This is a genomic window from Pseudomonas sp. PDM16 (genome assembly GCF_014851865.1).
GTDB lineage: Bacteria > Pseudomonadota > Gammaproteobacteria > Pseudomonadales > Pseudomonadaceae > Aquipseudomonas.
In genome coordinates this window covers 167,996-193,762 of sequence record NZ_JACVAM010000006.1, presented here as the reverse complement: position 1 = coordinate 193,762, position 25,767 = coordinate 167,996, and the positions used below count along the sequence as shown (strand labels likewise).

The 25,767-nt window shown below is 65.5% G+C and carries 25 protein-coding genes; 8 read left to right on the top strand and 17 right to left on the bottom strand.

The annotated features are described in order from the left end of the window. Window positions 1-42: 42 nt before the first annotated feature. The gene (gene leuS / locus IB234_RS20330) at window positions 43-2,655 is read right to left on the bottom strand and encodes a leucine--tRNA ligase (RefSeq protein ID WP_192321388.1); all 2,613 of its coding nucleotides are present in this window, start codon (window positions 2,653-2,655) and stop codon (window positions 43-45) included. A gap of 192 nt (window positions 2,656-2,847) precedes the next feature. Here leuS and IB234_RS20325 point away from each other — a divergent pair, with 192 nt between their 5' ends. Together IB234_RS20325 and IB234_RS20320 are read left to right on the top strand one after the other, a co-directional pair. Then, window positions 2,848-3,297 (top strand): hypothetical protein, encoded by a 450-nt coding sequence (locus IB234_RS20325; protein ID WP_192321386.1) that lies wholly within the window; start codon window positions 2,848-2,850, stop codon window positions 3,295-3,297. A gap of 24 nt (window positions 3,298-3,321) precedes the next feature. Then, entirely contained in the window at window positions 3,322-4,095 is a 774-nt protein-coding gene (locus IB234_RS20320) for a YdcF family protein (protein ID WP_192321383.1), read from the top strand. 66 nt (window positions 4,096-4,161) lie between these two features. Here the strand turns inward: IB234_RS20320 and lnt are convergent, their stop codons facing one another. The 5 genes from lnt to miaB all read right to left on the bottom strand — a co-directional run bounded on the left by lnt (window position 4,162) and on the right by miaB (window position 9,657). Continuing rightward, window positions 4,162-5,682 (bottom strand): apolipoprotein N-acyltransferase, encoded by a 1,521-nt coding sequence (gene lnt / locus IB234_RS20315; protein ID WP_192321381.1) that lies wholly within the window; start codon window positions 5,680-5,682, stop codon window positions 4,162-4,164. 243 nt (window positions 5,683-5,925) lie between these two features. Next, window positions 5,926-6,762: an HlyC/CorC family transporter gene (locus tag IB234_RS20310; protein ID WP_192321379.1), complete on the bottom strand. Its 837-nt coding sequence runs from the start codon at window positions 6,760-6,762 to the stop codon at window positions 5,926-5,928. Window positions 6,763-6,789: 27 nt separating this feature from the next. Further along, window positions 6,790-7,248 carry an rRNA maturation RNase YbeY gene (gene ybeY / locus IB234_RS20305; protein ID WP_192321377.1) on the bottom strand — a complete coding sequence of 153 codons (459 nt, stop codon included), beginning with the start codon at window positions 7,246-7,248 and terminating at the stop codon, window positions 6,790-6,792. After that, a complete protein-coding gene (locus IB234_RS20300; RefSeq protein ID WP_192321375.1) occupies window positions 7,241-8,230 on the bottom strand; it encodes a PhoH family protein in 990 nt (329 codons plus the stop codon). Before IB234_RS20300 ends, ybeY begins: the two co-directional genes overlap by 8 nt. Before the next feature lie 98 nt (window positions 8,231-8,328). Further along, the gene (miaB, locus tag IB234_RS20295) at window positions 8,329-9,657 is read right to left on the bottom strand and encodes a tRNA (N6-isopentenyl adenosine(37)-C2)-methylthiotransferase MiaB (protein ID WP_192321373.1); all 1,329 of its coding nucleotides are present in this window, start codon (window positions 9,655-9,657) and stop codon (window positions 8,329-8,331) included. A gap of 129 nt (window positions 9,658-9,786) precedes the next feature. On the opposite strand from miaB, the gene IB234_RS20290 reads away from it, so the two are divergent. Continuing rightward, window positions 9,787-10,110 carry a DUF1820 family protein gene (locus tag IB234_RS20290; RefSeq protein ID WP_192321371.1) on the top strand — a complete coding sequence of 108 codons (324 nt, stop codon included), beginning with the start codon at window positions 9,787-9,789 and terminating at the stop codon, window positions 10,108-10,110. Between the two features lie 3 nt (window positions 10,111-10,113). Here IB234_RS20290 and IB234_RS20285 read toward each other — a convergent pair whose 3' ends face one another. The 5 genes from IB234_RS20285 to IB234_RS20265 form a co-directional block, all read right to left on the bottom strand. Continuing rightward, on the bottom strand, window positions 10,114-10,719 hold the full coding sequence (locus IB234_RS20285) for a tetratricopeptide repeat protein (protein WP_192321369.1): 606 nt from the start codon (window positions 10,717-10,719) through the stop codon (window positions 10,114-10,116). Window positions 10,720-10,810: 91 nt separating this feature from the next. Then, window positions 10,811-11,440 carry a DUF6962 family protein gene (locus IB234_RS20280; RefSeq protein WP_192321367.1) on the bottom strand — a complete coding sequence of 210 codons (630 nt, stop codon included), beginning with the start codon at window positions 11,438-11,440 and terminating at the stop codon, window positions 10,811-10,813. Then, on the bottom strand, window positions 11,440-12,723 hold the full coding sequence (gene hemL, locus IB234_RS20275; RefSeq protein ID WP_192321365.1) for a glutamate-1-semialdehyde 2,1-aminomutase: 1,284 nt from the start codon (window positions 12,721-12,723) through the stop codon (window positions 11,440-11,442). Before hemL ends, IB234_RS20280 begins: the two co-directional genes overlap by 1 nt. Before the next feature lie 15 nt (window positions 12,724-12,738). Beyond that, the gene (thiE, locus tag IB234_RS20270; protein WP_192321363.1) at window positions 12,739-13,383 is read right to left on the bottom strand and encodes a thiamine phosphate synthase; all 645 of its coding nucleotides are present in this window, start codon (window positions 13,381-13,383) and stop codon (window positions 12,739-12,741) included. Continuing rightward, window positions 13,380-14,177 carry a hydroxymethylpyrimidine/phosphomethylpyrimidine kinase gene (locus tag IB234_RS20265; RefSeq protein WP_192321361.1) on the bottom strand — a complete coding sequence of 266 codons (798 nt, stop codon included), beginning with the start codon at window positions 14,175-14,177 and terminating at the stop codon, window positions 13,380-13,382. The genes thiE and IB234_RS20265 overlap by 4 nt, the downstream gene beginning before the upstream one ends. A 188-nt stretch (window positions 14,178-14,365) precedes the next feature. On the opposite strand from IB234_RS20265, the gene IB234_RS20260 reads away from it, so the two are divergent. From IB234_RS20260 to IB234_RS20245, 4 genes are all read left to right on the top strand, one after another. Continuing rightward, window positions 14,366-16,753 (top strand): hybrid sensor histidine kinase/response regulator, encoded by a 2,388-nt coding sequence (locus IB234_RS20260; RefSeq protein ID WP_192321359.1) that lies wholly within the window; start codon window positions 14,366-14,368, stop codon window positions 16,751-16,753. A gap of 110 nt (window positions 16,754-16,863) precedes the next feature. Further along, the gene (locus IB234_RS20255) at window positions 16,864-17,499 is read left to right on the top strand and encodes a TetR/AcrR family transcriptional regulator (protein WP_192321357.1); all 636 of its coding nucleotides are present in this window, start codon (window positions 16,864-16,866) and stop codon (window positions 17,497-17,499) included. Window position 17,500: 1 nt separating this feature from the next. Next, the gene (locus tag IB234_RS20250; RefSeq protein WP_192321355.1) at window positions 17,501-19,150 is read left to right on the top strand and encodes an acyl-CoA dehydrogenase family protein; all 1,650 of its coding nucleotides are present in this window, start codon (window positions 17,501-17,503) and stop codon (window positions 19,148-19,150) included. 65 nt (window positions 19,151-19,215) lie between these two features. After that, window positions 19,216-19,647 (top strand): PaaI family thioesterase, encoded by a 432-nt coding sequence (locus IB234_RS20245; protein ID WP_192321353.1) that lies wholly within the window; start codon window positions 19,216-19,218, stop codon window positions 19,645-19,647. A gap of 1 nt (window position 19,648) precedes the next feature. On the opposite strand, the gene IB234_RS20240 is transcribed toward IB234_RS20245, so the two are convergent. The 4 genes from IB234_RS20240 to IB234_RS20225 form a co-directional block, all read right to left on the bottom strand. Further along, complete coding sequence (locus IB234_RS20240; RefSeq protein ID WP_192321351.1) at window positions 19,649-20,314, bottom strand: YoaK family protein; 666 nt, start codon at window positions 20,312-20,314, stop codon at window positions 19,649-19,651. A 65-nt stretch (window positions 20,315-20,379) separates the two neighbouring features. Continuing rightward, a complete protein-coding gene (locus IB234_RS20235) occupies window positions 20,380-21,534 on the bottom strand; it encodes an MFS transporter (protein ID WP_192321349.1) in 1,155 nt (384 codons plus the stop codon). Window positions 21,535-21,643: 109 nt separating this feature from the next. Beyond that, entirely contained in the window at window positions 21,644-21,787 is a 144-nt protein-coding gene (locus IB234_RS20230; RefSeq protein WP_192321347.1) for a hypothetical protein, read from the bottom strand. A 90-nt stretch (window positions 21,788-21,877) separates the two neighbouring features. Then, entirely contained in the window at window positions 21,878-22,594 is a 717-nt protein-coding gene (locus IB234_RS20225; protein ID WP_192321345.1) for a hypothetical protein, read from the bottom strand. 131 nt (window positions 22,595-22,725) lie between these two features. Between IB234_RS20225 and amn the strand changes: the two genes are divergently transcribed. Further along, entirely contained in the window at window positions 22,726-24,192 is a 1,467-nt protein-coding gene (amn, locus tag IB234_RS20220; protein WP_192321547.1) for an AMP nucleosidase, read from the top strand. Window positions 24,193-24,201: 9 nt separating this feature from the next. On the opposite strand, the gene IB234_RS20215 is transcribed toward amn, so the two are convergent. Both IB234_RS20215 and ahr read right to left on the bottom strand, forming a co-directional pair. Next, entirely contained in the window at window positions 24,202-24,678 is a 477-nt protein-coding gene (locus IB234_RS20215) for a GNAT family N-acetyltransferase (protein ID WP_412547933.1), read from the bottom strand. After that, the gene (ahr, locus tag IB234_RS20210; RefSeq protein WP_192321341.1) at window positions 24,675-25,700 is read right to left on the bottom strand and encodes an NADPH-dependent aldehyde reductase Ahr; all 1,026 of its coding nucleotides are present in this window, start codon (window positions 25,698-25,700) and stop codon (window positions 24,675-24,677) included. Before ahr ends, IB234_RS20215 begins: the two co-directional genes overlap by 4 nt. Between the last annotated feature and the right edge of the window lie 67 nt (window positions 25,701-25,767).

Sequence of the window (25,767 nt, the reverse complement as noted above, 5' to 3'; positions counted from 1 at the left end):
AGACCCGGCGCCTGAGCGCCGGCTGAATCAGTTGGCAGCGGTTCAGTTGGCGACGATGTTGACCAGCTTGCCCGGCACGACGATGACCTTGCGGATGGTCACGCCCTCGGTGAAGCGCAGCACGTTCTCGTTGGCGCGGGCGGCGGCTTCGACTTCCTCGCGGGAGGCGGAGGCTGGTACTTCGATCTGGCCGCGCAGCTTGCCGTTGACCTGGATGACCAGGGTCAGGCTGTCCTGCACCAGTGCCGATTCGTCGACCTGCGGCCACTGCGCATCGATGATGGCGCCGGCCTTGCCCAGTTGCTGCCACAGCTCGTGGCAGATGTGCGGAGTGATCGGCGCCAGCAGCAGGGCCACGGCTTCCAGACCTTCCTGCAGCAGGGCGCGGTTCTGGGCGTCGGTGCTCGGCGCTTTCTCCAGCACGTTCATCAGGGTCATCACCTGGGCGATGGCGGTGTTGAACTTGTGGTTCTGACCCACGTCATTGCTGGCCTGCTTGATGGCCAGGTGGATGGCGCGGCGCACGGCCTTCTGCTCGTCAGACAGTGAGGCGATATCCAGCGCGCCCGGCAGGCCGGCGCTGACATGGCCGTGGGCCAGGCGCCAGACGCGGCGCAGGAAGCGGTTGGCTCCTTCGATGCCGGCGTCGGACCATTCGCAGCTCATGTCGGGCGGCGAGGCGAACATCATGAATAGGCGGCAGGTGTCGGCGCCGTAGGCGTCGATCATGGCCTGCGGGTCCACGCCGTTGTTCTTCGACTTGGACATCTTCTCGGTGCCGCCGATTTCCACCGGCAGGCCGTCGGATTTCAGCTTGGCGCCGATGACCTTGGCCTTGGCGTCGCGCTCGACTTCCACGTCGGCCGGGTTGAACCAGTCCTTGCCGCCGTTATCCAGGGTGCGGTAGTAGGTCTCGGCGACCACCATGCCCTGGGTCAGCAGGTTCTTGAACGGCTCGTTCGAGGACACCAGGCCTTCGTCGCGCATCAGCTTGTGGAAGAAGCGCGCGTACAGCAGGTGCAGGATGGCGTGTTCGATACCGCCGATGTACTGGTCCACCGGCAGCCAGTGGTTGGCGGCCTGCGGATCGACCATGCCGCCTTCGTAGTTCGGGCTGGCGTAACGGGCGAAGTACCAGGACGACTCGACGAAGGTGTCCATGGTGTCGGTTTCGCGTTTGGCCGCGGTACCGCATTTCGGGCAGCTGCAGGCGTAGAACTCGGGCATCTTGGCCAGCGGCGAACCGGCGCCGTCCGGCACCACGTCTTCCGGCAGCACGACCGGCAGCTGGTCTTCCGGCACCGGCACGTCGCCGCAGGTCGGGCAGTGGATGATCGGGATCGGGCAGCCCCAGTAGCGCTGGCGGCTGATGCCCCAGTCGCGCAGGCGGAACTGGGTCTTGCGCGCGCCGTGGGCGCTGGCTTCCAGGTCGGCGACGATGGCGTCAAAGGACTCGGTGAAGCCCTTGCCGTCGTATTTGCCGGAATTGATGGTGAGCAGGCCGTCCTTGTCGCCGTACCAGGCTTGCCAGGTGGCGGCGTCGTATTCCTTGCCCTCGCCGGCGTAGACCTGCTTGATCGGCAGGCCGTACTTGTTGGCGAATTCGAAGTCACGCTCGTCATGGGCCGGCACGGCCATCACGGCGCCTTCGCCGTAGCCCCACAGCACGTAGTTGGCGACGAACACCGGCAGCTTGTCGCCGGTCAGCGGATGGAGGACGAACTGGCCGGTGGCCACGCCTTTCTTCTCCATGGTGGCCATGTCGGCCTCGGCCACGGAGCCGGCCTTGCACTCGGCGATGAAGGCGGCCAGTTCGGCGTTGTTCTCGGCGGCGCGCTGGGCCAGCGGGTGCTCGGCGGCCACGGCCACGTAGGTGGCGCCCATCAGGGTGTCGGGACGGGTCGAGTAGACCTTCAGCTGGCCTTCGATGCCGATGCTGGCGATGTCATAGTCGAAGGCGATGTCGGCACCGAAGCTCTTGCCGATCCAGTTGCGCTGCATGGTCTTGACCTGCTCGGGCCAGCCCGGCAGTTCGTCCAGGCTGGACAGCAGCTCTTCCGCATAGGCAGTGATGCGGAAGTAGTACATCGGGATTTCGCGCTTCTCGACCAGTGCGCCGGAGCGCCAGCCGCGGCCGTCGATGACCTGCTCGTTGGCCAGTACGGTCTGGTCCACCGGGTCCCAGTTGACCGTGCCGTTCTTGCGATAGATCACGCCCTTGGTGAACAGCTGGGTGAACAGCCACTGTTCCCAGCGGTAGTAGTCCGGCTTGCAGGTGGTGACTTCGCGAGTCCAGTCGACGGCCAGGCCCAGGCTCTGCAGCTGGGACTTCATGTAGGCGATGTTCTCGTAGGTCCACTTGGCCGGGGCGACGTTGTTCTTCATTGCCGCGTTCTCGGCCGGCATGCCGAAGGCGTCCCAGCCCATCGGCTGCAGCACGTTCTTGCCCTGCATACGCTGGTAGCGGGCGATCACGTCACCGATGGTGTAGTTGCGCACGTGCCCCATGTGTAGCTTGCCGCTCGGGTAGGGGAACATGGACAGGCAATAGAAGGTGTCCTTGCCCGGCTGTTCACTTACGACAAAGGATTTCTGCTCGTCCCAGTGGGATTGGGCGGCGGCTTCGATTTCACGGGGCGAATACTGTTCGTGCATGGGCTTCGGCGCTGGAAAATAGGGCTTGCGAGAAACGCCGTAGCATACATGACCCCCCTCGATTCAGGGAAACCCTGATTGTGCCTCGACTTCCGGCCGCGCCGCCGTTTGTCGCTGCGGCCGGCCTTGGCTGCGCCCGGCGCTAAGCTTGGCATTGAGGGCGCTCAAGCAGCACCCCGGTCGAGGTGATGAATGGCTGAGTCGCGGCGTGCGGAGGTGGGGGGCGGGCTCTACGAGCGTTTGCTGCAGCGCCTGGCTTTAGCCCTGCAGGAGGCGGATACCGCGACCCGCCTGCACGATCTGCCTCCCGATGAGCTGGAATTGCGCGGCCTGACGCCTGCCGAAATCGAGCTGATTCGCGCCTATCTGGATCGTGATCTCCACTGGCTACGTGGCTGGCATGCCGCTGCCGAAGAGCTGGCAGTGATCGAGCAGCTACCGGCCACCGCGAGCAAGCCCGCCGGCAAGCTGCCGTCACGCGTGGTTAACAAGCCCGTGTCGCGTGGCAAGGCGGTGCTCAAGAAGCGCCAGCAACTGTGCTGCGCCCTTTGTGGTGCCGTGGCGCAGATTCAGCGTGGCGAGGGTGTGCAACCCTGCGGCTCATGTGGCTCCAAGCTGTTCCGCGCGGGCCAGCCGCGATAGTCTCCGCGGGCACTGGAGGTGCCCATGGAACTGCGCTTTATCCTCAAACAACTGATCCTTCCCCCTGGCGGCCTTATGCTGCTTATCCTCCTGGCCTGGCTGCTGTGGGCCTGGGCGGGGCGGCCGCGCCTGGCGGCGCTGTGCCTGACTTCTGGCCTGGGCGGGCTGTGGCTGCTCAGCCTGCCGGTGGTGATGGAGTGGTCGGCGCGCCTGCTCGAACGCGAGCCGGCGCTGGCCGAGGGGCAGTGGCCCGGGCTGGCGCAGCGGGCTGAGGTGATCGTCGTGCTGGGTTCGGGGCGCGAGGAGGCCGATCCGGCCTGGGGCAGTGACCAGCCGAGCGGTGCCGCCATCGAACGCCTGCGCTACGCGGCGCGATTGCATCGGGCCTCCGGTCTACCGGTGCTGATCAGCGGTGGCCTGCACTACGGTCAGCCGCCCAGCGAGGCGGCGATGATGGCCGAAGTGCTGCGGCGCGATTTCGCCGTGCCGACCCGTTGGCAGGAGGAGCGCAGCCGTACCACCTGGGAGAACGCCCAGTTCAGTGCGGAGCTGCTCAAGGCGCAGGGCGTGAGTCGCGTGGTGCTGGTGACTCAGGCGGCGCACATGCCGCGCTCGCGCTGGTGCTTCGAACGTGCTGGCTTGGAGGTGGTGGCGGCGCCGTTGGGTTTCCTTGGCGTGCCCAACGAACGTCCGTTGGGCGGCTGGCTGCCGGAGGGCAAGGCGCTGTGGCAGAACACACGGCTGCTCAACGAAGCTGCAGGCCTGTTGGTTTACCCGCTGATCTATCGTGGGGAGTAAGGGGCATTCTGCTGAGCTGTACGAGCGGAGTCGATGCGCGACCCAGGTGGTCGCGCAATTGCGTCGTCAGCTCCGACTCTGGCGACGGCGGCTCCACAGAGCCCAGCCCAGCAGCCCGCTGCACAGAGCGACCAGCGGCCAGGCGCGCCACTGCAGATAGGGGGTCAGGCCCTGCATGGGTTGTACTTCGCCGTAGAGGATGGCTTGCTCGAACTGTGGAATCTGGTCGGTGATGCGCCCTTGCGGGTCGATCAGCGCGGTGACGCCGTTGTTGGTGGCGCGGATCATCCAGCGGCCGGCCTCCAGGGCGCGCATCTGCGCCATCTGCAGGTGCTGTAACGGTCCGATCGATGTGCCGAACCAGGTATCGTTGCTCACCGTCAGCAGTAGGTCACTCTGTGCTGCCAGGTCGGCGGCGAACTCCGGATAGACCACCTCGTAGCAGATGAATGGTGCGATCTTCAGGCCTTTGGCCTGCAGCGGGCCCTGGTCGGAAGGGCCGCGGGCGAAGTCGGACATGGGCAGGTCGAAGAAGGCGATCAGCCCGCGCAGCACTTCCTGCAACGGCACGTATTCGCCGAACGGCACCAGCTTCTGCTTGAGGTAGGTGCCTTCGCCCCAGCCAGTCACGGTGATCGCGTTGTAGTAGCGCTTCTCGCCGCGCTCGTTGGTCTGGCGCACCGGCACCCCGGTGATCAGCGCAGCATCGCGGTCGACGGCGACCCGGCCCATTACCTTCAGGTAACCCTCGGCGAATTCCTTGAGCACCGGTACGGCAGTCTCCGGCCAGACGATCAGGTCGGCGGGCCGACTGGCCAGAGTCATGTCGCGGTACAGCGCCAGCTGGGCATCGAGCTGGGCCGGGTCCCACTTCATGTTCTGTTCGACATTACCCTGTACGGCGGCGACCTTGAGCGGCGCGCCCTTGTTCGCGGTCCAGGTATGGTCCTTGATCGCCAGGCCGATGATCCAGGGTGCCAGTAGCAAGGCCAGGCCAGCTGCCAGTTGCGCCTTGCTGGCGCGCAGGCGCGGCAGGTTGACCAGCAGCGCCGCGCTCAGGGCCAGGGTCAGGGACAGCAGCCACATGCCACCGATCGGCGCCAGGCCGGCCAGCGGGCCGCGCAACTGGCTATAGCCGGAGAAGAGCCAGGGGAAACCAGTGAGGAGCCAGCCGCGGAAGGCTTCCTGGGCTAGCCACAGAGAGGCGAAGGCTAGAGCATCGCTGATCGGCGCATCGTGGCGGCGCAGCCAGCGCGCCCATAGCCAGGCAGGCAAGGCGAAGAACAGGGCGATGCCGGCACAGAAGCCGAAGGTGAGGAAGCCGGCCAGGGCCGGCGAGGCCGCGCCGTAGTCGTGGATGCTGACGTAGATCCAGCTGGTGCCGGAAAGGAACAGGCCGAGGCCGTAGAGCCAGCCGCGCAGCAGGGCCTGCCGTGGATTCAGCTCGCGCAGGCCGAGGTAAAAGATGGCGATGGCCAGTAGGGCCAGTGGCCAGATATCGAAGGGGGCCAGGGCCAGGGTGGTGCAGGCGCCGCCGGCGAGAGCCAGCAGGTTGCCCGGCCAGCCGGGTTGGGTGATCCAGCGCATCATGCGTCCTTGATCGGGAATTCTGGCGGGCAAGGGTACTGGAAGGGCGGGGAGGCTGGAAGTCGAGCGGTTTGGGAGGGCTGGGCGGGCATCTCGCCCCTGAGGAGAGGTGTTGGCCAGAACGTAGCCCGGACTTTAGTCTGGGGCATGACAGCCTGTTTCCCTTCGAGTCTATAGCGTGGAGTTGCCTGAAGGGCCCTCGTCCCTGGCCCCTCTCCCGTGGGGAGAGGGGCAGGTGGTTCATCAGCGTTCTAGCGGAGTCAGGCGCAGCAGATGCACCCGGCGGCTGTCGGCGTTGAGTACGCGGAAGCGGTACTCGCCGATCTCGGTCACTTCGTTCCGCTTGGGCAGGTGGCCGAAGGCGTTCATCACCAGGCCGCCGACGGTGTCGAATTCGCTGTCGGGGAATTCGGTGTCGAAGGTCTGGTTGAAGTTGTCGATCGGCGTCAGTGCCTTGATCAGGAAGTCGCCGGACGGCAGCGGCTTGATGTAGCTGTCTTCCTCGACGTCATGCTCGTCCTCGATGTCGCCGACGATCTGCTCCAGCACGTCTTCGATGGTCACCAGGCCGGCGACGCCGCCGTACTCGTCGATGACCACGGCCATGTGGTTGTGGTTGGCGCGGAATTCGCGCAGCAGCACGTTGAGGCGCTTGGACTCTGGTACGAAGGTGGCTGGGCGCAGCAGGTCCTGGATGTTGAACGGTTTGTCGCTATTGATGATCAGCGGCAGCAGATCCTTGGCGAGGAGGATGCCTATCACCTCATCGAGGCTCTCGCCAATCACCGGGTAGCGCGAGTGCGCGGAGTCCACGATGGCGGGGAGGAACTCGGCGGGGCTCTGGCTGGCCTTGATGCTGACCATCTGTGAGCGCGGCACCATGATGTCGCGTACCTGCAGGTCGGCGACCTGGATGGCACCCTCGACGATGGTCAGGGCTTCGCTGTCGAGCAGCTTGTTCTGGTGCGCTTCGCGCAGGACTTCCAGCAGTTCCTGGCGGTTTCTCGGCTCATGAGCAAAAGCCTGGGTCAATTTGTTGAACCAGGACTTCTGCTCGTTGCTCGATCGGTCTTCGCTCATGGTGTTTCTCGGGGCCTTCTATGGCAGTTATTCGTCGGCAGCGTATGGATCAGGGTGGCCCAGTTCGGCCAGCAATTCCCGTTCCAGTGCTTCCATTTCCTCGGCTTCCTCATCCTCAAGGTGGTCGTAGCCGAGCAGATGCAGGCAGCCGTGGATGACCAGATGCGCCCAGTGCGCCTCCGGTGTCTTGCTCTGTTCACGGGCTTCACGCTCGACCACCGGTACGCAGATCACCAGATCGCCAAGCAGCGGAATGTCGAGGATGCCCTCCGGCACCTCGGCGGGGAAGGACAGCACGTTGGTGGCGTAGTCCTTGTGTCGCCAGGTGTGATTTAGCTCGCGGCCTTCGATCTCGTCGACCAGCCGGATGGTCAGCTCGGAGTCGGCCTTGCGCTGGCGCAGGCCCAGCTCGCACCAGGCGCGCAGCTGCGCTTCGCTGGGCAGGTTGGTGGCGCTGGAGGCGTTCTGCAGGTCGAGCTCAAGCATTGTCCGAGGCCTTGCCTGACTGGCGATCTTCGAAGCGCTCGTAGGCCTCGACGATCCGTTGCACCAGCGGGTGGCGTACCACGTCCTTGGGTTTGAAGTGGGTAAAGCTGATACCCGGTACGTCCTTCAGCACTTCCATCACATGGCTGAGGCCGGACTTGGTGCCGCGTGGCAGGTCGACCTGGGTGATATCGCCGGTGATGACTGCAGTCGAGCCGAAGCCGATACGGGTAAGGAACATCTTCATCTGCTCGAGGGTGGTGTTCTGACTCTCGTCGAGAATGATGAAGCTGTTGTTAAGAGTGCGGCCGCGCATGTAGGCCAGCGGGGCAATCTCGATCACCTGCTTCTCGATCAGCTTGGCTACGGTCTCGAAGCCGAGCATTTCGTACAGTGCGTCGTAGAGCGGGCGCAGGTAGGGGTCGATCTTCTGCGCCAGGTCGCCGGGGAGGAAGCCGAGCTTCTCGCCGGCCTCGACCGCGGGACGCACCAAAAGGATGCGTCGTACCTGCTCGCGCTCCAGCGCGTCCACCGCGCAGGCCACGGCCAGGTAGGTCTTGCCGGTGCCGGCCGGGCCGATGCCGAAGTTGATGTCGTTGTCGAGGATGGCCTTGACGTAGCGCTGCTGGTTGGCGCCGCGCGGCTTGATCACGCCCTTCTTGGTGCGCAATGCGATGCCGGAATCTGCCTTGCCGCTGCCGAGCTCTTCGAGGCCGGACTCCTGCAGATACAGGTGGACCATGTCTGGTGACAGCTCGGCGCTCTTGGTCTCGCGATACAGGCGGCGCAGCAGGTTCTCGGCCGACTGGGTGTGCTGGGGGGCGCCGACCAGTTCGAACTGGTTGCCGCGATTGCGGATCTCGATGGCCAGGCGTTGTTCGATCAAGCGCAGGTGCTCGTCGAATTGCCCGCAGAGGTTGGCGAAGCGGCGTGCTTCGAAGGGTTCGAGGATGAAACGGTGCGGTTCTATGGGTGCGTTCAATGTGGTCTTGTAGCCGCCATTCGGCAGGGGGTCGAGGTCGAAGGATAACCCCACGCGCCCGAGGGTGAAAGTTCGGGCGTCGGGTTTAGAGCTAGCCGTTAGTCGATAAGGGTGCCGCGCAGCGAGTTGGGCAGTGCCTCGTAGATTTCCACGTCGACGAACTGGCCGATCAGGCTCGGGTTGTCGCAGCGGAAGTTGACCACGCGGTTGTTCTCGGTGCGGCCCTGCAGTTGGCCCGGGTCGCGCTTGGCGTAGTCGGTGACGAGGATGCGCTGAGTGGTGCCGACCATCCGTCGACTGGTCTCGAAGCCCTGCTGGTTGAGGCGGCTGTTGAGAATCAGCAGGCGCTGCTTCTTCACCTCGTCCGGGGTGTCGTCGACCAGGTCCGCTGCGGGAGTGCCCGGGCGCGAGCTGTAAATGAAGGAGAAGGAGAAGTCGAAGCCGACGTCCTCGATCAGCTTCATGGTCTGCTCGAAGTCCTTCTCGGTCTCGCCGGGGAAGCCGACGATGAAGTCCGAGCTGATGCAGATGTCTGGCACCGCCGCCTTCAGCTTGCGGATGCGCGACTTGTATTCCAGCGCCGTGTGGTTGCGCTTCATCGCCGCCAGCACGCGGTCCGAGCCGGACTGCACCGGCAGGTGGAGGAACTTCACCAGCTGCGGGATATCGGCGTGGGCCTGGATGATGGCGTCGGAGAACTCCAGCGGGTGGCTGGTGGTGTAGCGGATGCGCTCGATACCGTCGATGGTCGCCACCGCATAAAGCAGGTCGGCGAAGTCGGCGATGTCACCGTCTGGTGTCGCGCCACGGAAACCGTTGACGTTCTGCCCGAGCAGGGTGACTTCCTTGACGCCTTTCTCGGCCAGCTGGGTGATCTCCAGCAGCACGTCACCGAGCGGGCGGCTGACCTCTTCGCCGCGGGTGTAGGGCACCACGCAGAAGGTGCAGTACTTGCTGCAGCCTTCCATCACCGAGACGAAGGCGCTGGGGCCGTCGACGCGTGGCTCGGGCAGGCGGTCGAACTTCTCGATCTCGGGGAAGCTGATGTCGATCTGCGCCTGCTTGGTGCTGCGCGCGGCGTCGATCATCTCGGGCAGGCGGTGCAGGGTCTGAGGGCCGAACACCACGTCGACGTAGGGTGCGCGGTCGCGGATGGCGGCACCCTCCTGGCTGGCTACGCAGCCGCCGACGCCGATCACCAGGTTGGGGTTCTCCTGCTTCAGTGCGCGCCAGCCGCCCAGCTTGGAAAACACCTTCTCTTGGGCTTTTTCGCGAATCGAGCAGGTATTGAGCAGGATCACGTCGGCTTCCGCCGGGTTCTCCGTGACTTCAAGAGCCTGGTGTTCACCCAGCAGGTCGACCATGCGCGAGCTGTCGTACTCGTTCATCTGGCAACCGTGGGTCTCGATATAAAGCTTCTTGGCCATCTGCTTAGGTCGGTGGTTCTGAATCGGACCGCGCATTATAGGGGGCGACCTGCGGCGTTCCTAGCGTTGGCTGTCCGGCCGCTGTAAGATCGCGCCCCCGATTTCCAGCCGTCCTCTATCCTCCTTCCTATGAGCAAGCGCGAACCCATCTACAAGGTGATTTTCCTCAACCAGGGCCAGGTGTACGAGATGTACGCCAAGCAGATCTACCAGAGCGATCTGTGGGGCTTCCTGGAAGTGGAGGAGTTCGTCTTCGGCGAGCGTACCCAGGTGGTCGTCGATCCCAGCGAAGAGAAGCTCAAGGCGCAGTTCGAGGGCGTGGTGCGCAGCTTTGTGCCGATGCACTCCATCGTGCGCATCGATGAGGTAGAGCGCCTGGGCACGCCGAAGATCAGCGAGGCCAAGGGTGGCGGCAACGTGATGCCTTTCCCGGTGCCGATGCCGGAGAAGTGAGTTTCAGTTGGGAGCGAAGGCTGGCGCCTGTGGGGAGATGCCAGGGACCGGCGAGGCGGGGCTTGGATTGAAGCCAGAAGGTCCGCCGTTGTCGATGTTCTGCAGTTCCAGCAAGTAACTGCGGAAAATCTGCCCCAACACTTGGCTGGCTGCCTGCAGCTCTTCACGGCCCATGCGTTCGGCCACCTGGTCGGCGCTGTCCATGGCCTCGTCGGAGCCATTGACCGCCGCCATCTTCAGTACGATATAGGCCTGCACGTTGTTGGCCTGAACTCCTTCGCCGCGGAAGAACATGGTGCCCAGGCGCAGCTGAGCTTGGGCATTGCCCTGCAGCGAGGATTGTTCGAACCAGTGCATGGCTTGCGGCAGGTCGCGCTGGGTGCGCTGGCCGTCGTAGAAGAATTCGCCGAGCTCGTATTGCGCCTGGGTATCGCCCTGGTTGGCCATTTCCTGGCAGGCGGCCAATGCCTGGGGCATTTCTTCGGGGGAGGCGTTCAGCGAGCAACGCCCGATGGCGGGCACCAGCAGGGAATTGTCGCCCGCGCTGGCCAGCAGCGGAGCAACGAGCGACAGGCAGCCCAGGATCAGGGTGCGGCCAGTGCGATTCATGGAAATCCAAGCGCCTCGCGAAACAGACAGGCTTCATGCCCGGCCGGCGAAACGCGCCGGCCATCACATTATGTGATAAGCCGGGCCGTCCTTACAAAGTCTTTGCCGGGTTTTCCTTGCTGGCAGCGTTGTGCAGCCTCAACAGCAGCCAAGCCAGCAGGGGATAAGCCGGGGTCAACAGGGCATGGAACAGGTCGACACGACGTAACGGCCCGATGACGCCTTCGGTGCCGACGGCCAGGCCAGCGACCAAGAACAGAGCAACGACGCCTATTGCCGCTAGCCCAGGCTGACGCTGCGGCCATTGGTTCAGGCCGGCGTAGAGAATCAGCAGCAGCGTCACCAGGCTGAGCGCCAGGCGATAGTGCTGATCCACGCCCAGTAAGCGCGCGCCGATGAATAGCCCGACCAGCGCCAGTAGCCATACCGTCCAGATCGAGCGGCTCCAGGCCATGCCGCGAGACAGGGCGAGCGCCGCCAGACCTAGCAGCGGCAGCCCCAGGGCGGCGCTGAGCTGGGTGAAGGAGCGGTGTTTGTCGATCCAGTTCGGGTCCAGGCCGTAACGCACCGCGCCACAGAGCGCCGCGGTGGCGGTCAAGCCGAAACCCAGCAGCAGGGCGCGCAACACCGGTTGGCCGGTGAAGGCCGGGCGCAGCCATAGCAGGCTGGCCAGGCAGGCCAATGCCAGGACTGCGTCGCTGAATGCGGTGCTGTATTGCATCACTTGAGCTTGGCGAAGGCCCGCTCGGCGGCGGTGAAGGTGGTTTCCAGCTCCTTGTCACCATGGGCGATCGAAGTGAAGCCGGCTTCGAAGGCGCTCGGGGCCAGGTACACGCCGCCTTCCAGCATCAGGTGGAAGAACTTGTTGAAGCGTGCCGCGTCGCTGGCCATCACGTCAGCGAAGGTGACGATGTCGTCGGCGCCGCTGAAGTACAGGCCGAACATGGCGCCCGCCTGGGTGGTGACGAAGGGGATGCCGGCGGCATCGGCGCGCTCCTGCAGGCCGGCCAGCATGCGGCTGGTGAACTCGGACAGCTCGGCGTGGAAGCCCGGGCGGCTGATCAGTTTGAGGGTGGTCAGGCCGGCGGCCATGGCCAGCGGGTTGCCGGACAGGGTGCCGGCCTGGTAGACCGGGCCGAGCGGGGCGATGCATTCCATGATCGCGCGCTTGCCGCCGAAACAGCCGACCGGCATGCCGCCGCCGACGATCTTGCCGAAGGTCGACAGGTCCGGCACCACGCCGTAATGGGCCTGGGCGCCGCCGAGGGCGACGCGGAAGCCGGTCATTACTTCGTCGAAGATCAGCACCACTCCGTGCTTGTCGCACTGCTCGCGCAGGCCTTCGAGGAAGCCCGGCGCCGGCGGTACGCAGTTCATGTTGCCGGCCACCGGCTCGACGATGATGCAGGCCACGGTCTTGCCGACCTCGGCCAGGGTCTTCTCGACGGCAGCCAAGTCGTTATAGGGCAGGGTCAGGGTGTGCTTGGCGAAGTCCGCCGGTACACCGGCCGAGCTGGGTACGCCCTGGGTCAGCAGGCCGGAGCCGGCCTTCACCAGCAGGCTGTCGGAGTGGCCGTGGTAGCAGCCCTCGAACTTGATGATCGCGTCGCGGCCGGTGTGACCACGGGCCAGGCGAATGGCGCTCATGGTCGCCTCGGTGCCGGAGCTGACCATGCGCACCAGTTCCATGGACGGCACAATGGAACAGACCAATTCGGCCATTTCCACTTCCAGCGCGGTCGGCGCGCCGTAGGACAGGCCGTGTTCCAGCTGCTTGCGTACCGCGTCCAGTACCTGCGGGTGGGCGTGGCCGAGGATCATCGGGCCCCAGGAGCCGACGTAGTCGACGTAGCGCTTGTCGTCCTCATCGATCACATAGGCGCCTTCGGCATGCTTGAAGAACAGCGGGGTACCGCCGACGCTGCGGAAGGCGCGCACCGGCGAGTTGACGCCACCAGGGATGTGTTTCTGAGCGTTGGCGAACAGGATCTCGGAACGGGACATGGCGGCCTCTCTAAATCAGGAAGTGGCGAACAGTGCGCTGAAAGCGCGGGCGCGGGTCTCTACCTCGATGGCAGAGGGCGCGGAGAACAAGGCGTGGATCACCGCCAGCAGGTCGGCACCACGGGCGATCAGCTCGGCGCCGTTGTCCAGGCTGACACCGCCGATGGCAGTGATCGGCAGGGCGAAGCGGGCGCGGGCTTGCTCCAGCAGTTCGGGCGTAGCGCTTGGCGCGCCGGGCTTGGTCTGTGAATTGAAGAAGCGGCCGAAGGCGATGTAGCTGACGCCTTCGCGAGCAGCCTGCTCGGCCAGCTCCAGGCTGGCATGGCAGGTGCCGCCGATGATGGCTTTGGCGCCGAGCAGGGCGCGGGCAGCGGCCAGCGAGCCGTCGCCCTGGCCCAGGTGCAGGCCGACACCCAGGCGAGCGGCCAGCTCGGCGTCATCATTGATGATCAGGCTGGCACCGTGGCGCGCGCACAGTTCGGCCAACGCTTCAGCCTCGCGCAGGCGGCGAGCCTGGTCGCTGGACTTGTCGCGGTACTGCAATAGGCGCACACCGCCTTTCAGCGCTGCTTCCACGTAGGGCAGCAGGCGACCGTCGGCCAGCAGTTGGCTGTCGGTGATGGCATACAGGCCGCGCAGCTTGGCAGAACGATCCTTCACTGGGAGAAATCCAGCGGCAGGCGGCGAGGCACGAACTGGCCGCGACCAGGCTGCTCGGCGTCGCGCAGGGTACGCCAGGTGTAGTCCAGCGCCGAGCGTACGGCGCTGACCACTTCTTCGCCCAGCGCCAGGCGGCCGGCCAGGGTGCTGGCCAGGGTGCAGCCGGAACCGTGGTAGCTGCCTGGCAGGCGCGCGCAGGTGAAGGTGTGGTGTTCGCCACCGCGGATGTAGAGACGGTTGTGCACTTCAGCCTCGTCGCCGTGGCCGCCGGTGATCAGCAGGTTTTGGCAGAAGGGGGAAAGCTTCTCTGCGCATTCGTCCGCCGTGCCCTCGGGCAGTTCGGCGAGGATGCGTGCTTCCGGCAGATTCGGCGTGGCGGCTGCGGCGATCGGCAGTAGACGCTCGCGCATGGCGTAGCCGACGTCATCCTTGCCCAGCGAGCCGCCGCCGCCGGCGCGTAGCACCGGGTCGCAGACCAGCGGCACGCCGGGCAGCAGCTGCATGATCTCGACCACGGTGTCGACCATCTGCACCGAGCCGAGCATGCCCAGCTTGACGGCGGCCACCGGCAGGTCGGCGATGATGGCACGGGCCTGGGCCAGCACCCAATCGCGGTCGAGCACGCGGAAGTCGGAGACGTCGACCGTATCCTGCACGGTCAGTGCGGTGACCGCCGGAGCGGCGTGGCAGCCCTGGGCGAGCAGGGCTTCGATGTCCGCCTGCAGGCCGGCACCACCAGAGGGGTCGTGGCCGGATAGGCAGAGGACGACGGGGCGGGAGTTGTGTCTGTTCATGGCCGGCGAGCTTACCATCTGGCGGCGGGTGGCCCAATCGTCGAGGCGCGACATCTTGTCCGCGCAGGCGGATTTTTCCCCCAGACGCTGTGATAGAGTTTTCGTATACCAATCAGAAGGGTTCTGTGTGCCGCCCAATTGGAGAAGAGGGCTCCGGGCGGCTACGCATGAGATCCGGGCGGGCCTGCATGCGTGTTTGTATATTCCTGATCCTGTTCGGCTGGAGCTGGCTGGTGCATGCCGTCGATTTCGACGAGCACACCCGCTATCTCACACTCGGCTCGAAGATGCAGGTGTTCGAGGATGTGCGTGGTGATGCCAGCATCGATGAAATCACTTCGGCAGCTCTGGACGGCAGCTTCCGGGACAACGTCAAGCCGGTTCTGAACGCCGGATACTCACGTTCGGTATTCTGGCTGCGGATCGACCTTCGTTATCGCCCCAGCCGACCCACAGGGCCGAAGGCCTGGTTGCTGGAGGTGGCTTATCCTCCGCTGGACCATCTCGACCTCTACCTGCCCGACGCTGCTGGCGGCTATCGCCTCGCTGTCCGCACCGGGGATGCGCTGCCGTTCTCCAGGCGGGAGATCGCGCAGAACAACTACCTGTTCAATCTCGACCTGGTTCCCGGCAAGACCCAGCGGGTGTATCTGCGTGTGCAAAGCCAGGGCTCGATGCAGATGCCGCTGGGGCTGTGGGCGGCCGATGCCTTTATAGAAGCGCAGCCAGTGCGCATCTACACCTTGGGCATCATCTATGGCGTGCTGCTGGCCATGCTGATCTACAACCTGTTCATCTTCGTCAGCGTTCGCGACACCAGCTATCTCTACTACATCCTCTACATTGCTTCGTTCGGCCTCTATCAACTGTCGGTCAACGGAGCGGGAATACAGTATTTCTGGCCGGACAACCCTTGGTGGGCCAATGCCGCCACTCCGTTCCTGATCGGTTCTGCCGGGCTGTTCGGCTGCCAGTTCTCCCGTAGCTTTCTGCACACGCGTGAGCACAGCCCCTGGATTGATCGCGCACTACTGGTGCTGATGGCCGTGGGAGGGCTTGTGATGGCGCTCGCGCTGTTCAGCAGCTATTCGATCGCGCTGCGCCTGGCCACCGTCCTGGCACTGGCGTTCACGGTGGTGGTCTTCAGCGCGGGCGCATTGGCCTGGCTGCGTGGTATGCGCGTGGCGCGTTATTTCATCATCGCCTGGACCGCCTTCCTCGCGGGAGGGGTGATCAATACCCTGATGGTGTTGGGCTTCCTGCCATATACGTTCACCACCATGTATGCCAGCCAGTTCGGCTCGGCGCTGGAAGTGGGGTTGCTGTCCCTGGCCCTGGCCGACCGTATCAACGCGATGAAGGAAGAGCGCACGCGCATCCTCCAGGAGGCCGGGCGCGAACTTGAGGCGCTCAACCGCGAGCTGGCGGACAACAGCCGCTTCAAGGACGAATTCCTGGCCACCGTCACCCACGAGCTGCGTACGCCGATGAACGGAGTGATCGGCTCCCTCGAGCTGATGCAGACGGTGAAGATGGATGTCGAGTTGGAGCAGTACCAGCGTACTGCCGCCAGCTCGGCGCGGGACATGATGCGTATGGTCAACGACATCCTCGCACTCACCGAGCTGCAGGCCGGCAAGCTCTACCCGCGTCGCCAGCCGTTCAGTCTGCGCGGCCTGGTCGATGGCCTGCGTGCCCAGTACGGTGGCAAGGCTGCGGAGCGTGGCCTGCAGTTCGTCATCGAACTGGAGGACAGCCTTCCCGATACCCTGGAAGGCGACGCTGGCAAGCTCGCACAGGCTGTTGGCTACCTGTTGGAAAACGCGATCAAGTTCACCCACCAGGGCCAGGTCACCCTACGCATCGGCGCTGCCGGGCCGCTGGCCGGTAGCATGCCACTGCGCATCGAGGTGATGGACACCGGCATCGGCTTTGTCCCTCCGGCCGAGGGCAGCCTCTATCAGCGCTTCCGCCAGCTGGACGGCTCCATGACCCGCCAATATGGTGGCCTGGGCATCGGTCTGGCGATCTGCCGGCAGCTGGTCGAGTTGCTCGGTGGCAGCCTGCAGCACCAGTCGCAGCCAGGACAGGGCAGCACCTTCACCATCAGTATCCAACTCGATCTGCCGGTCCAGCGCCCACAGGAAGTGGCCGCGCCGCTGCGGCGTGCCGGGGGCGCCCCGTTGCGGCGTCCCGAGCAGTGCACGGTGATGGTCGTCGAGGACAACGCCATCAACCAACTGGTGACTCGCGGCATGCTGCTCAAGCTGGGCTACCAGGTGCGTACCGCCGACAACGGTGCCGAGGCCTTGGAAGTGCTGCGCAGGGAGCCAATCGATGCAGTGCTGCTGGACTGCCAGATGCCGGTCATGGACGGCTTCGCCACCTGCCGCGCGCTGCGCAATCTGCCCGGCTGCGCTGACACGCCAGTACTGGCGATTACCGCCCATAGCCACAGTGGCGACCGTGAGCGCTGCCTGGCGGCCGGGATGAGCGACTACCTGGCCAAGCCGGTGAAGTTCCTCGAACTGCAGGCACTGCTGCACGACTGGGTACTGTGCCAGGCACCCAATTGATTATTCCCTGACGCTGACAATGATTCGGCCGTAATTTGGCCGAATCGTCGTTTTGTTCAAGAAGTGAATCATGATTCACTGATCTGAATTCATGAATCAGGATTCAGTTCATGGCCTATCGCATCACCGCTGCGCGTCTCGACCGTGCCCAGGAGCTGCGCGAGCGCATTCTTGCCTGCGCCCATGCGCGGGTCGCCGAAGGCGGCTTCGCCAGCCTGAGCATGCAGGCCCTGGCCGAAGACGTCGGTATCGCCACCGGCAGCTTGTACCGTCACTTTGCGGGAAAGGGTGAGCTGGCCGCCGAGGTATTCAGCAACGCCAGCCGCATCGAGGTCGAGGCGCTGGCCGTGATTCTCGAAGGTTCTGGCAGTGCCGTGCAGCGCATGACCGCCGGTCTCGAACAGTTCGCCGCCCGCGCCTGGCACAGCCGGCGTCTGGCCTTTGCACTGATCGCCGAACCGGTAGACCCGGAAGTGGACGAGCAGCGCCTGTTGTTTCGCGAGGCCTATGCCGAGCTGTTCGTCGACCTGCTCGAAGAAGGCGTGCGCAGCGGCGAGTTTCGCGTGGCGCAGGTCAACCTGGTGGCGGCCTGCCTGGTAGGCGCCATCGCCGAGGCCCTGGTCGGCCCTCTTTCCCCGCCGGCTCGTGCCGCCCGCGATGCCGGTCTGCCGGCCGTGGACCTGGCGGCTGTCAGCCAAACCCTGATCACCTTCTGTCTGCGCGCCGTCGGCGCCCCGGAGTCCTGAAATGTCCCTGCACCAGTTCGCCGAAACCCACGAAGTGTTCAACCAGGTGCCGTCGCTGGACGGTACCAACCTCTATCGCACCGACCTGCCGCTGCAGGAGTGGGTTCGCCGCTATGGTGGCGGCTGGGCCGAGGACAAGCTGAACACCTACGGTGCCTTGGCCGGCGGCCCGCTGATGCAGGCCGGCTTCCTGGCCAACGAGCACAAACCGCAGTTCAAGACTCACGACCGCTACGGCAATCGCATCGACCTGGTGGAATTCCACCCGGCCTACCACGAGCTGATGCGCACGGCTGTCGAGCACGGTCTGCCGTCGCTGCCCTGGACCGATCCGCGCACCGGTGCCCACGTCGCCCGCGCCGGCCTTACCTACCTGCACAGCCAGGCCGAGGCCGCCAGCGGCTGCCCGCTGACCATGACCTTCGCCGCCGTGCCGGCCCTGCGTCTGCAGCCGAACGTGGCCGAGCAGTGGCTGCCGAAGATCCTTGCCACCGAGTACGACCCGCGCAACGTGCCGATGGAGCAGAAGGCCGGCGTCACCATTGGCATGGCGATGACCGAGAAGCAGGGCGGCACAGACGTTCGTGCCAACACTACCCGTGCCTACCCGGTCGGCATGGGTGGTCCGGGCGAGGCCTACGAACTGGTCGGCCACAAGTGGTTCTGCTCGGCACCGATGTGCGATGCCTTCCTGACCCTGGCCTACACCGACAAGGGCCTGTCCTGCTTCCTGCTGCCGCGCCATCGTCCGGATGGCACGCGCAACCAGTTCTACGTGCAGCGCCTGAAGAACAAGCTGGGTAACTGGGCCAACGCCTCCAGCGAGGTTGAATACCGCGGCGCTTTCGCCTGGATGCTCGGCGAGGAAGGTCGCGGCGTGCCGACCATCATCGAGATGGTAGCGATGACCCGCTTCGACTGCATGGTCGGCTCCAGCAGCCTGATGCGCCAGGCGCTGAGCCAGGCTGCACACCACTGCGCGCACCGTAAGGTTGGCGGCAAGGTCCTGGCTGATCAGCCGCTGATGCAGAACGTGCTGGCCGACCTGGCACTGGAAAGCGAGGCCGCCCTGGCTCTGTGCATGCGCATGGGGCGTGCCATCGACCACCTGCACGACGAGCAGGAAGACAAGTTCGCCCGCCTGGTTACCGCCATCGGCAAGTACTGGATCTGCAAGCGCGCGCCGGAGATGGTCTATGAGGCCAGTGAGTGCATGGGCGGTGCCGGCTATGTCGAGGAGACCATCATGCCGCGGCTGTACCGTGAGGCGCCGGTCAACTCGATCTGGGAAGGCTCGGGCAATGTGCAGTGCCTGGACGTGCTGCGTGCCTTGTCCAAGGAAGCCGGTGTGCTCGATGCGCTGTTTGCCGAACTGGGTGACGGTCACGGCGATGTTCGCCTGAAGGCGCATATCCAGCAACTGCAGGCTGACTTCCGCGACACCGCCGATATCCAGTACCGCGCCCGTCAGCTTACCGAGGACGTGGCCGTGGCCCTGCAGGCCAAGCTGCTGCTCGAGGCCGGCAACAGCGTGGTGAGCGATGCCTTCATCGCCAGCCGCCTGACTGGCCGTGGCCGGGTCTACGGCACGCTGCCGCGTGGCGCCGATGTCGAGGCACTGGTCGCTCGCAGCACGCCGCATCTGGTGTGATCTGCCCGCCCCTGCGGTCTTTCCGGCCGCGGGGGATATTCCAATAACAAGAAAAGGACATCGCTATGCAGGCCCATCCGCATTACCGCGAGCTGGTCGAACACGGTTTTGCCGCCGCCAACTTCATTCAGGACCTGGGCATTCGCCTGGTCGATTGCGGCCCGGGCTGGGTCGAGGCCGAGCTGGAGGTGCTGCCGCGCCATCTGCAGCAGAACGGCTTCATCCATGCCGGGGTGCAGACCACCCTGGCCGACCATGCCGCTGGAGCCGCCGCCGTCACGCTGGTGGCGGAGGGGCAGACGGTGCTGACCCTGGAGTTCAAGGTCAACCTGTTGCGCCCGGCGCGCAGCGAGCGCCTGCTGTGCCGCGCCGAGGTGCTCAAGGCGGGGCGTCAGGCCACTGTGGTGGAGTCCGAGGTGTTCGGCTACGAGAGCGGTGAGCGGCGCCTGTACAGCAAGGCCAGCGTGACCATGGCCGTTGTACCGATGCCGGCCTGATTCAGCCGGTCTGCTGGCGTCGCCAGTAGACCAGATAGATCAGCGCCAACACTGCGGCCAGCACGCTCGGTCCGAGCAGCGCACGGTAGTGCCAGCCGGCATAGCCGAGCCCTCCCAATACGCCGCCGCCGATGAAGCCAGCGATCAGGATCAGGTAGAGCAGGATGCGCCGGCGGTCCGCCGGCTGTCCGCGCAACTTGAGGCCGAGCATGATGCCCAGATCGGTGAACAACCCGGTGACGTGCGTGGTGCGTACCACCGCGCCACTGTAGGTGCTGGTCATGGCGTTCTGCAGGCCGCAGGCTGCCGAGGCCAGGTAATGGCCGAGGTGGCTGCCCTGTTCCAGCATCAGCATGGCCAGCAGCAGCGTCAGGCTCTCGGCCAGTAGTGCGGCACTGTAGCGGCGACCGAGCTTGAGCGACTGGTTGCCGATCACGCAGCCGCTGACGGCGGCGCCGAGCACGAAGCTCAGCAGGATCAGCAGCAGGTGCAGCGCGCCGGCCAGTTCGCCCTGGGCCAGCTCGACGCCGAGCTGGCTGGAGCTGCCGGAGAGATGCGATACGCCCTGATGGTTGAACCCGAGCAGGGCGATGGCGTTGACGCTGCCGGCGATCAGGGCCAGGCAGAAGCCGCCGATTTCCACCCAGCGTGGCAGTTGATTGATCATGGCGTGACGTCCCCCCGGCCGTCCCTCCTGTTATGCACGATTCGCAGCGGGCTGGCCATTCGCCGTTAGGAGAACGCCCGGCGCGCCGCTGGCAAAGCCCCCAGCGCAGCCACCACGAACAGGCTGGCAGCCAGGCACATGGCCAGTGGCAGACCCTGCGGGCCGATATCCATCAGCGCACCACTGAGCAATGGACCTAGCAGGCTGCCGACGCCCCAGAGCATGCCGACGCAGGCGTTGGCCGTGACCAGGTCGGGGCCGCGGAAGTGGTGACCGATCAGTACCAGGGCCAGGGTATAGATGCCCCCGGCCGCCGCGCCGAGCAGCATCAGCGCAGGCCACAGCAGGTCGGGCTGCTCGATCAGCCAGGGCAGCGCCACGCCCAGGCCGAGAGTCAGCATGCCGCAAGCCAGATGCAGGGCGCGACGGTCCAGGCGGTCTGAGAGCCAGCCCAGAGGCACCTGGAACAGCATGTCGCCGGCCAGAATCACGCTGGCCATCAGCGCGGCCACAGCCACTGCGTAGCCGTGGCCGCTCGCGTACACCGGGAAGAGTGACAGTACGACCGCGTCGAAGAAGGCGAAGAACAACACGCCCAGACACAGTGCCGGGGCGACCCGGACGAAGCCGAGCAGGGAGAAGCGCCGAGGTGCATTTTCGGTGTCCTCCGCGAGGTCGGCCGGCAGGCTGCGCCAGACCAGGGCGAGCGCGATCAGGTTAGTCGCCAGCACCAACCACACCGGCCAGGCGCTGGCCGCGCCGAACAGGCTGATCATCGCCGGCCCGCCGAGCTGGCAGCCGGTAAAGCAGGCCGCGTAGAGCGCGACGATCTGGCCACGCTTGCGCTCGTCGCACAGCTCGTTGACCCAGGACTCGCCGAGGATCACCAGCACGCCCATGCCAACGCCGAGCAGCAGGCGAGCAATCGCCAGCAGCGGCAACGGTGGTTGCTCTGGCAGCAAGGCGACGACGCCGAACAGGCACAGGGTAAAGCAGGCCAGGTACAGCTGACGGCCACTGAAGCGCTGACTCAGACGGTTGGTCAGCAGCGCTGCCAGTATCATTCCGGCTGCCGGCAAGGCGGACAGTGCTCCGATGGTCAGGCTGCCAGCCCCGGCCTCATGCAGGCGCAGAGCCACCAGAGGCAGGGTGGCACCCATGCTCAGGCCGACCACGGATACGGCGAAGATCAGCACGCCGAGCAGATAGCGAGGGGACATTGTTCTCTCCAGCCCGTTTGCGGTCCGGGCGCGGCCAAATACAAGGGGGATGCGCGCGCGGACGGCGCAGCATCGGGTGCAAGTGCGGGGAAAGCCGGCGAGCGCCGACTCAGCGCAGGGCGTCGGGAGGAGAGAAGGTGAAGGCGAACAGTACGCTGCGACGGCGGCGCTGCAGCGCGTCAGCCGGCCACGTGCGAGCCAGCAGCCGCGGATCGGGCTGGGCGGAGCAGGGCTGGTGAGCGAGCGACGGCATTACGGCGGATTCGGTGGGGCAGGGAGGCGCGCAGTCTAGGCCGGGGGGAGATGTTGGGTCAACGCGCTGCCGCCGTGCGGCGTAGCGCATTCAACGGCGTTGCCAGATCATCCTGCCGGTGTTGCTCTCGGTGACCAGGTAGGGTGCGCTGAAATGATAGCGCGCCGCGGGCTGGTAATCCGGTGCGCCTTTCAGCTGTACCAGTAGCAGGCCATTGTCGCTGCGCCAGTGCCCGCTGTATTGCAACTCGCCGGGGCGGTCGTAGCTCCATTCGCTGCCGCCGGCGACACTGCGTCGCCACTGGTCGATGCTGCCGTCGGCGCGGATGCGCAGAGTGGTGACGGTGGTCATCGAGGCGAATTCGAGGCCGTTGCTATTGATCATCTGCTCGTAGATCCAGGTGCCGACCAGTGCCGCATCCTGGTTGGGATCGGCGGGCGCAGGGGGCGGACCGACTCGCTGGAACATGGCTTCGCGCACCAGCGTCTCGCCGGTTTGCGGGTTGCGCGCAGCCAGGCTGGTGGCGAGCATGCCATTGGCGTAGTTGCCGTTCATGTTGGCCAGTGCCTGGCCCGAGGCCGGGTCGCTGATCTGCGCCTGCAGCGCCTGGCCGTCGAAGTGGCCCGTCACTTTGAAGCGCAGGTGCTGGTTCTCGATGTATTCGCCCTCTACCTGTGCGTCGCTGCTGCGCAGTATCAGCTCCGCCGGCTGGTTGTCGAGGGTGGCCTGGTAGCGGCCGTCCAGTTCATCGGCGATGGCGGCCTGGAAGGTCAGCACCAGCAGCAGAAGTATCGATGAGTTGCGCATGGCGGTTCCCCGGCGAAGGCATGAAGTAAGCCTAGATCGGCTCTTGCGGTCCTGCCTGCGGGGTGGCGGGCGGAGCCTGGCAGGGCGCAAGATAGTGGCTGTTCAAGCCAGGAAGCTGCACCGTGACTGCCATGCCGCAAACCGACTTCGTCATTGCCCGCACCGCCGAAGAGGCCGTCGACCGCCTCGCCGACCTGCACCGCCAGGCCACGGGTGCATTGAATCTGGCGCTCAAGCAGTATCTCAAGGAGCGCGCCCAGCCCGGTGAGGCCGAGCGGGCGCTGTTCCGTTATCCCGAGCTGCGCCTGACCTACCATTGCCAGGGCGAGGTGCCGAGTACCGTGCGCGCCTATGCCAAGGTCCAGGTGCCGGGTACCTACCGCGCCACCGTGACCCAGCCGGAGGCCTTCCGTGGCTATCTGCTGGATCAGCTGCGGCCGCTGATGGAGGACTTCTCGGTCACCGTCGAGGTTGGTTTCAGCCAGCAGAACATCCCTTATCCCTACGTGGTCGAGCAGGGCGACGAGCTGGCCGGCACCGGGGTCAGTGCTGCCGAGCTGGCGAGGGTATTCCCCAGTACCGATTTGTCCGCAGCCACCGACTCGGTGGCCGATGGTCTGTACGGCTGGGGCGACAGCAGTGATCTGCCGCTGGCCTTGTTCGACGCCGCGCGCACCGACTTCTCGCTCAAGCGTATCCAGCATTACACCGGCAGCGACTGGCGCCATGTGCAGCCGTGGATCCTGCTGACCAACTACCACCGCTACGTCGACCAGTTCATCCGCCATGGCCTGGAGCAGCTGCGCGACAACCCGCGCTTCCAGCGCATGGTGCTGCCGGGCAACGTGATCATCGAGCGCGGCACGTCCGAGGAAGATGCCCAGGCGGTGGCCGACGCTGTGGTCTGGCACCGCTACCAGATGCCGGCCTACCACCTGATCGCCAACGATGGCCACGGCATCACCCTGGTCAACATTGGCGTTGGCCCGTCCAACGCCAAGAACATCACCGACCACCTGGCCGTGCTGCGGCCGCACTGCTGGCTGATGATCGGTCACTGCGGCGGCCTGCGGCAGTCGCAGACCATCGGCGACTACGTGCTGGCCCACGCCTATATGCGCCGTGATGGCATCCTCGACCGGGTGCTGCCGCCGCATATCCCGATCCCGGCCCTGGCCGAAGTGCAGCAGGCGCTGCAGGAGGCCGCCGCCAGCGTCACCGGTGAACGGGGGGAAACGCTGAAGAGACGCCTGCGTACCGGCACCGTATTGACCTACGACGACCGCAACTGGGAGCTGCACTGGGCCCACGAGCGGCCGCTGATCAACCTGTCGCGCGCGGTGGCGGTGGACATGGAGAGTGGCACCATTGCCGCCCAGGGTTATCGCCTGCGGGTGCCCTACGGCACGCTGCTGTGCGTGTCGGACAAGCCGCTGCACAGTGAGATCAAGCTGCCCGGCTCGGCCACCGGTTTCTACCAGCGCGCGGTCAGCCAGCACCTGTCGATCGGCATTGCCGCACTCGACCTGCTGCGCTGCCAGCTCGATTCGCTGCACTCGCGCAAACTGCGCAGCTTCGACGAGCCACCATTCCGCTGAGGTGCTTCCTCAGCGCAGGCGCAAGTGGAGAAGAGGGAAGGGCTTGTCGGCGCCGTCCAGCGGTGAACGCCCGATCTGCTCGAAACCCTGGCTGAGGTAGAAGGCCACCGCACTGGGGTTCTGTTCGTTGACGTCGACCAGGTGGGTGCCGTGCTGTTCTATGGCATGACGCAGCAGCGCCTTGCCGAAGCCTCGGCCGTGGGCGGCTGGGTCGACGAAGAGCATTTCCAGGCGGTCCTCGGCGGTGCCGGCAAAGCCCTGAACGCGGCCGTCACCGTCGCGCAGGCAACTCAGGGTGACCAGATCCAGGTACTGCTCGCGCAGCATGCGCTTGTAGAACTGGATGTCGTCTTCCGGAAGGAAGTGGTGGGTGGCGCGTACCGCCGCCTCCCACACCTCGATCAGGCGTGGGCGGTTGGCGGTTTGGGCGGGGTCGATGCGATAAGTCATCGGCGCATCATGCCCGTGGCGCTCCCCTGCTGTCACTTGCTGGCATCCAGCACCACGCGATAGCGCGCCTTGCCGGCCCGCAGGTGGTCCAGCGCCTCATTCACCTGACTCATGGGGAAGTGCTCGACCTGTGGCAGGATCTGATGACGGGCGCAGAATTCGAGCATGGTCGCCATGGTCTTCGGCGAACCCACTGGCGAGCCGGACAGGCTCTTCTGTTGTGGAATCAGGCTGAACACATGCACCGGGATGGCGCTGGGAACGATGCCGACGAAGTGCAGGCGACCCTTGCCGCGCAGGGTGGCAAGCAGGGCGTTCCAGTCCAGGTCAGCGCTGGCGGTGACCAGCAGGAAGTCGAGGGTGCCGGCAATCGCCTTCATCGCCGCGCTGTCGGTGGAGGCCACCACCTTGTGCGCGCCCAGGCGCTTGGCCTCGTCCTGCTTGCTCAGCGACGAAGTGAAGGCGGTGACATCGCAACCCCAGGCGTTGAGGAAGCCCAGTGCCAGGTGGCCGAGGCCACCGATACCGACCACACCGACGCGGTCGGTGGGTTTCACGTCGAAGTCCAGCAGCGGGCCGAACACGGTGGAGCCAGCACAGAACAGCGGGCCGACGAGTGCCGGGTCGAGACCTTCCGGCAGCGGCACGGCCCAGGCCCAGTGCGAGCGCAGGCGGTCGGCGAAACCGCCATGGCTGCCGACGATGGTCGGTTTCACCGTGCGGCACAGTTGGTGCGAGCCTTCCATGCACGAGCCGCAGTGCATGCAGCTGCCCTTGTACCAGCCGATGCCCACGCGCTGGCCGAGCTTGAGGCCGCGCACCTGCTCACCCATGCGGACGATGCTGCCGACTACTTCGTGACCGGGGATGAAAGGGTAGCGCGCGTTGCCCCACTCGTTGTCGATCATCGACTGGTCAGAGTGGCAGATGCCGCAGTACTCCACCGCCACTTCGACTTCCTCGGCGCCCAGCGGGCCAGGGTCGTAGCTGTGGCGTTCGAGTGGGGCTCCCGGCGCGGTGGCGGCCCAGCCGGTGAAGGTGGTGAGTTCGTTGCTCATGAGGTTCCCCGAGGCGGATAAGGATGGGTGCAGAGTAGCCGGCCGGAGGCGCACGTGGAGCATCATC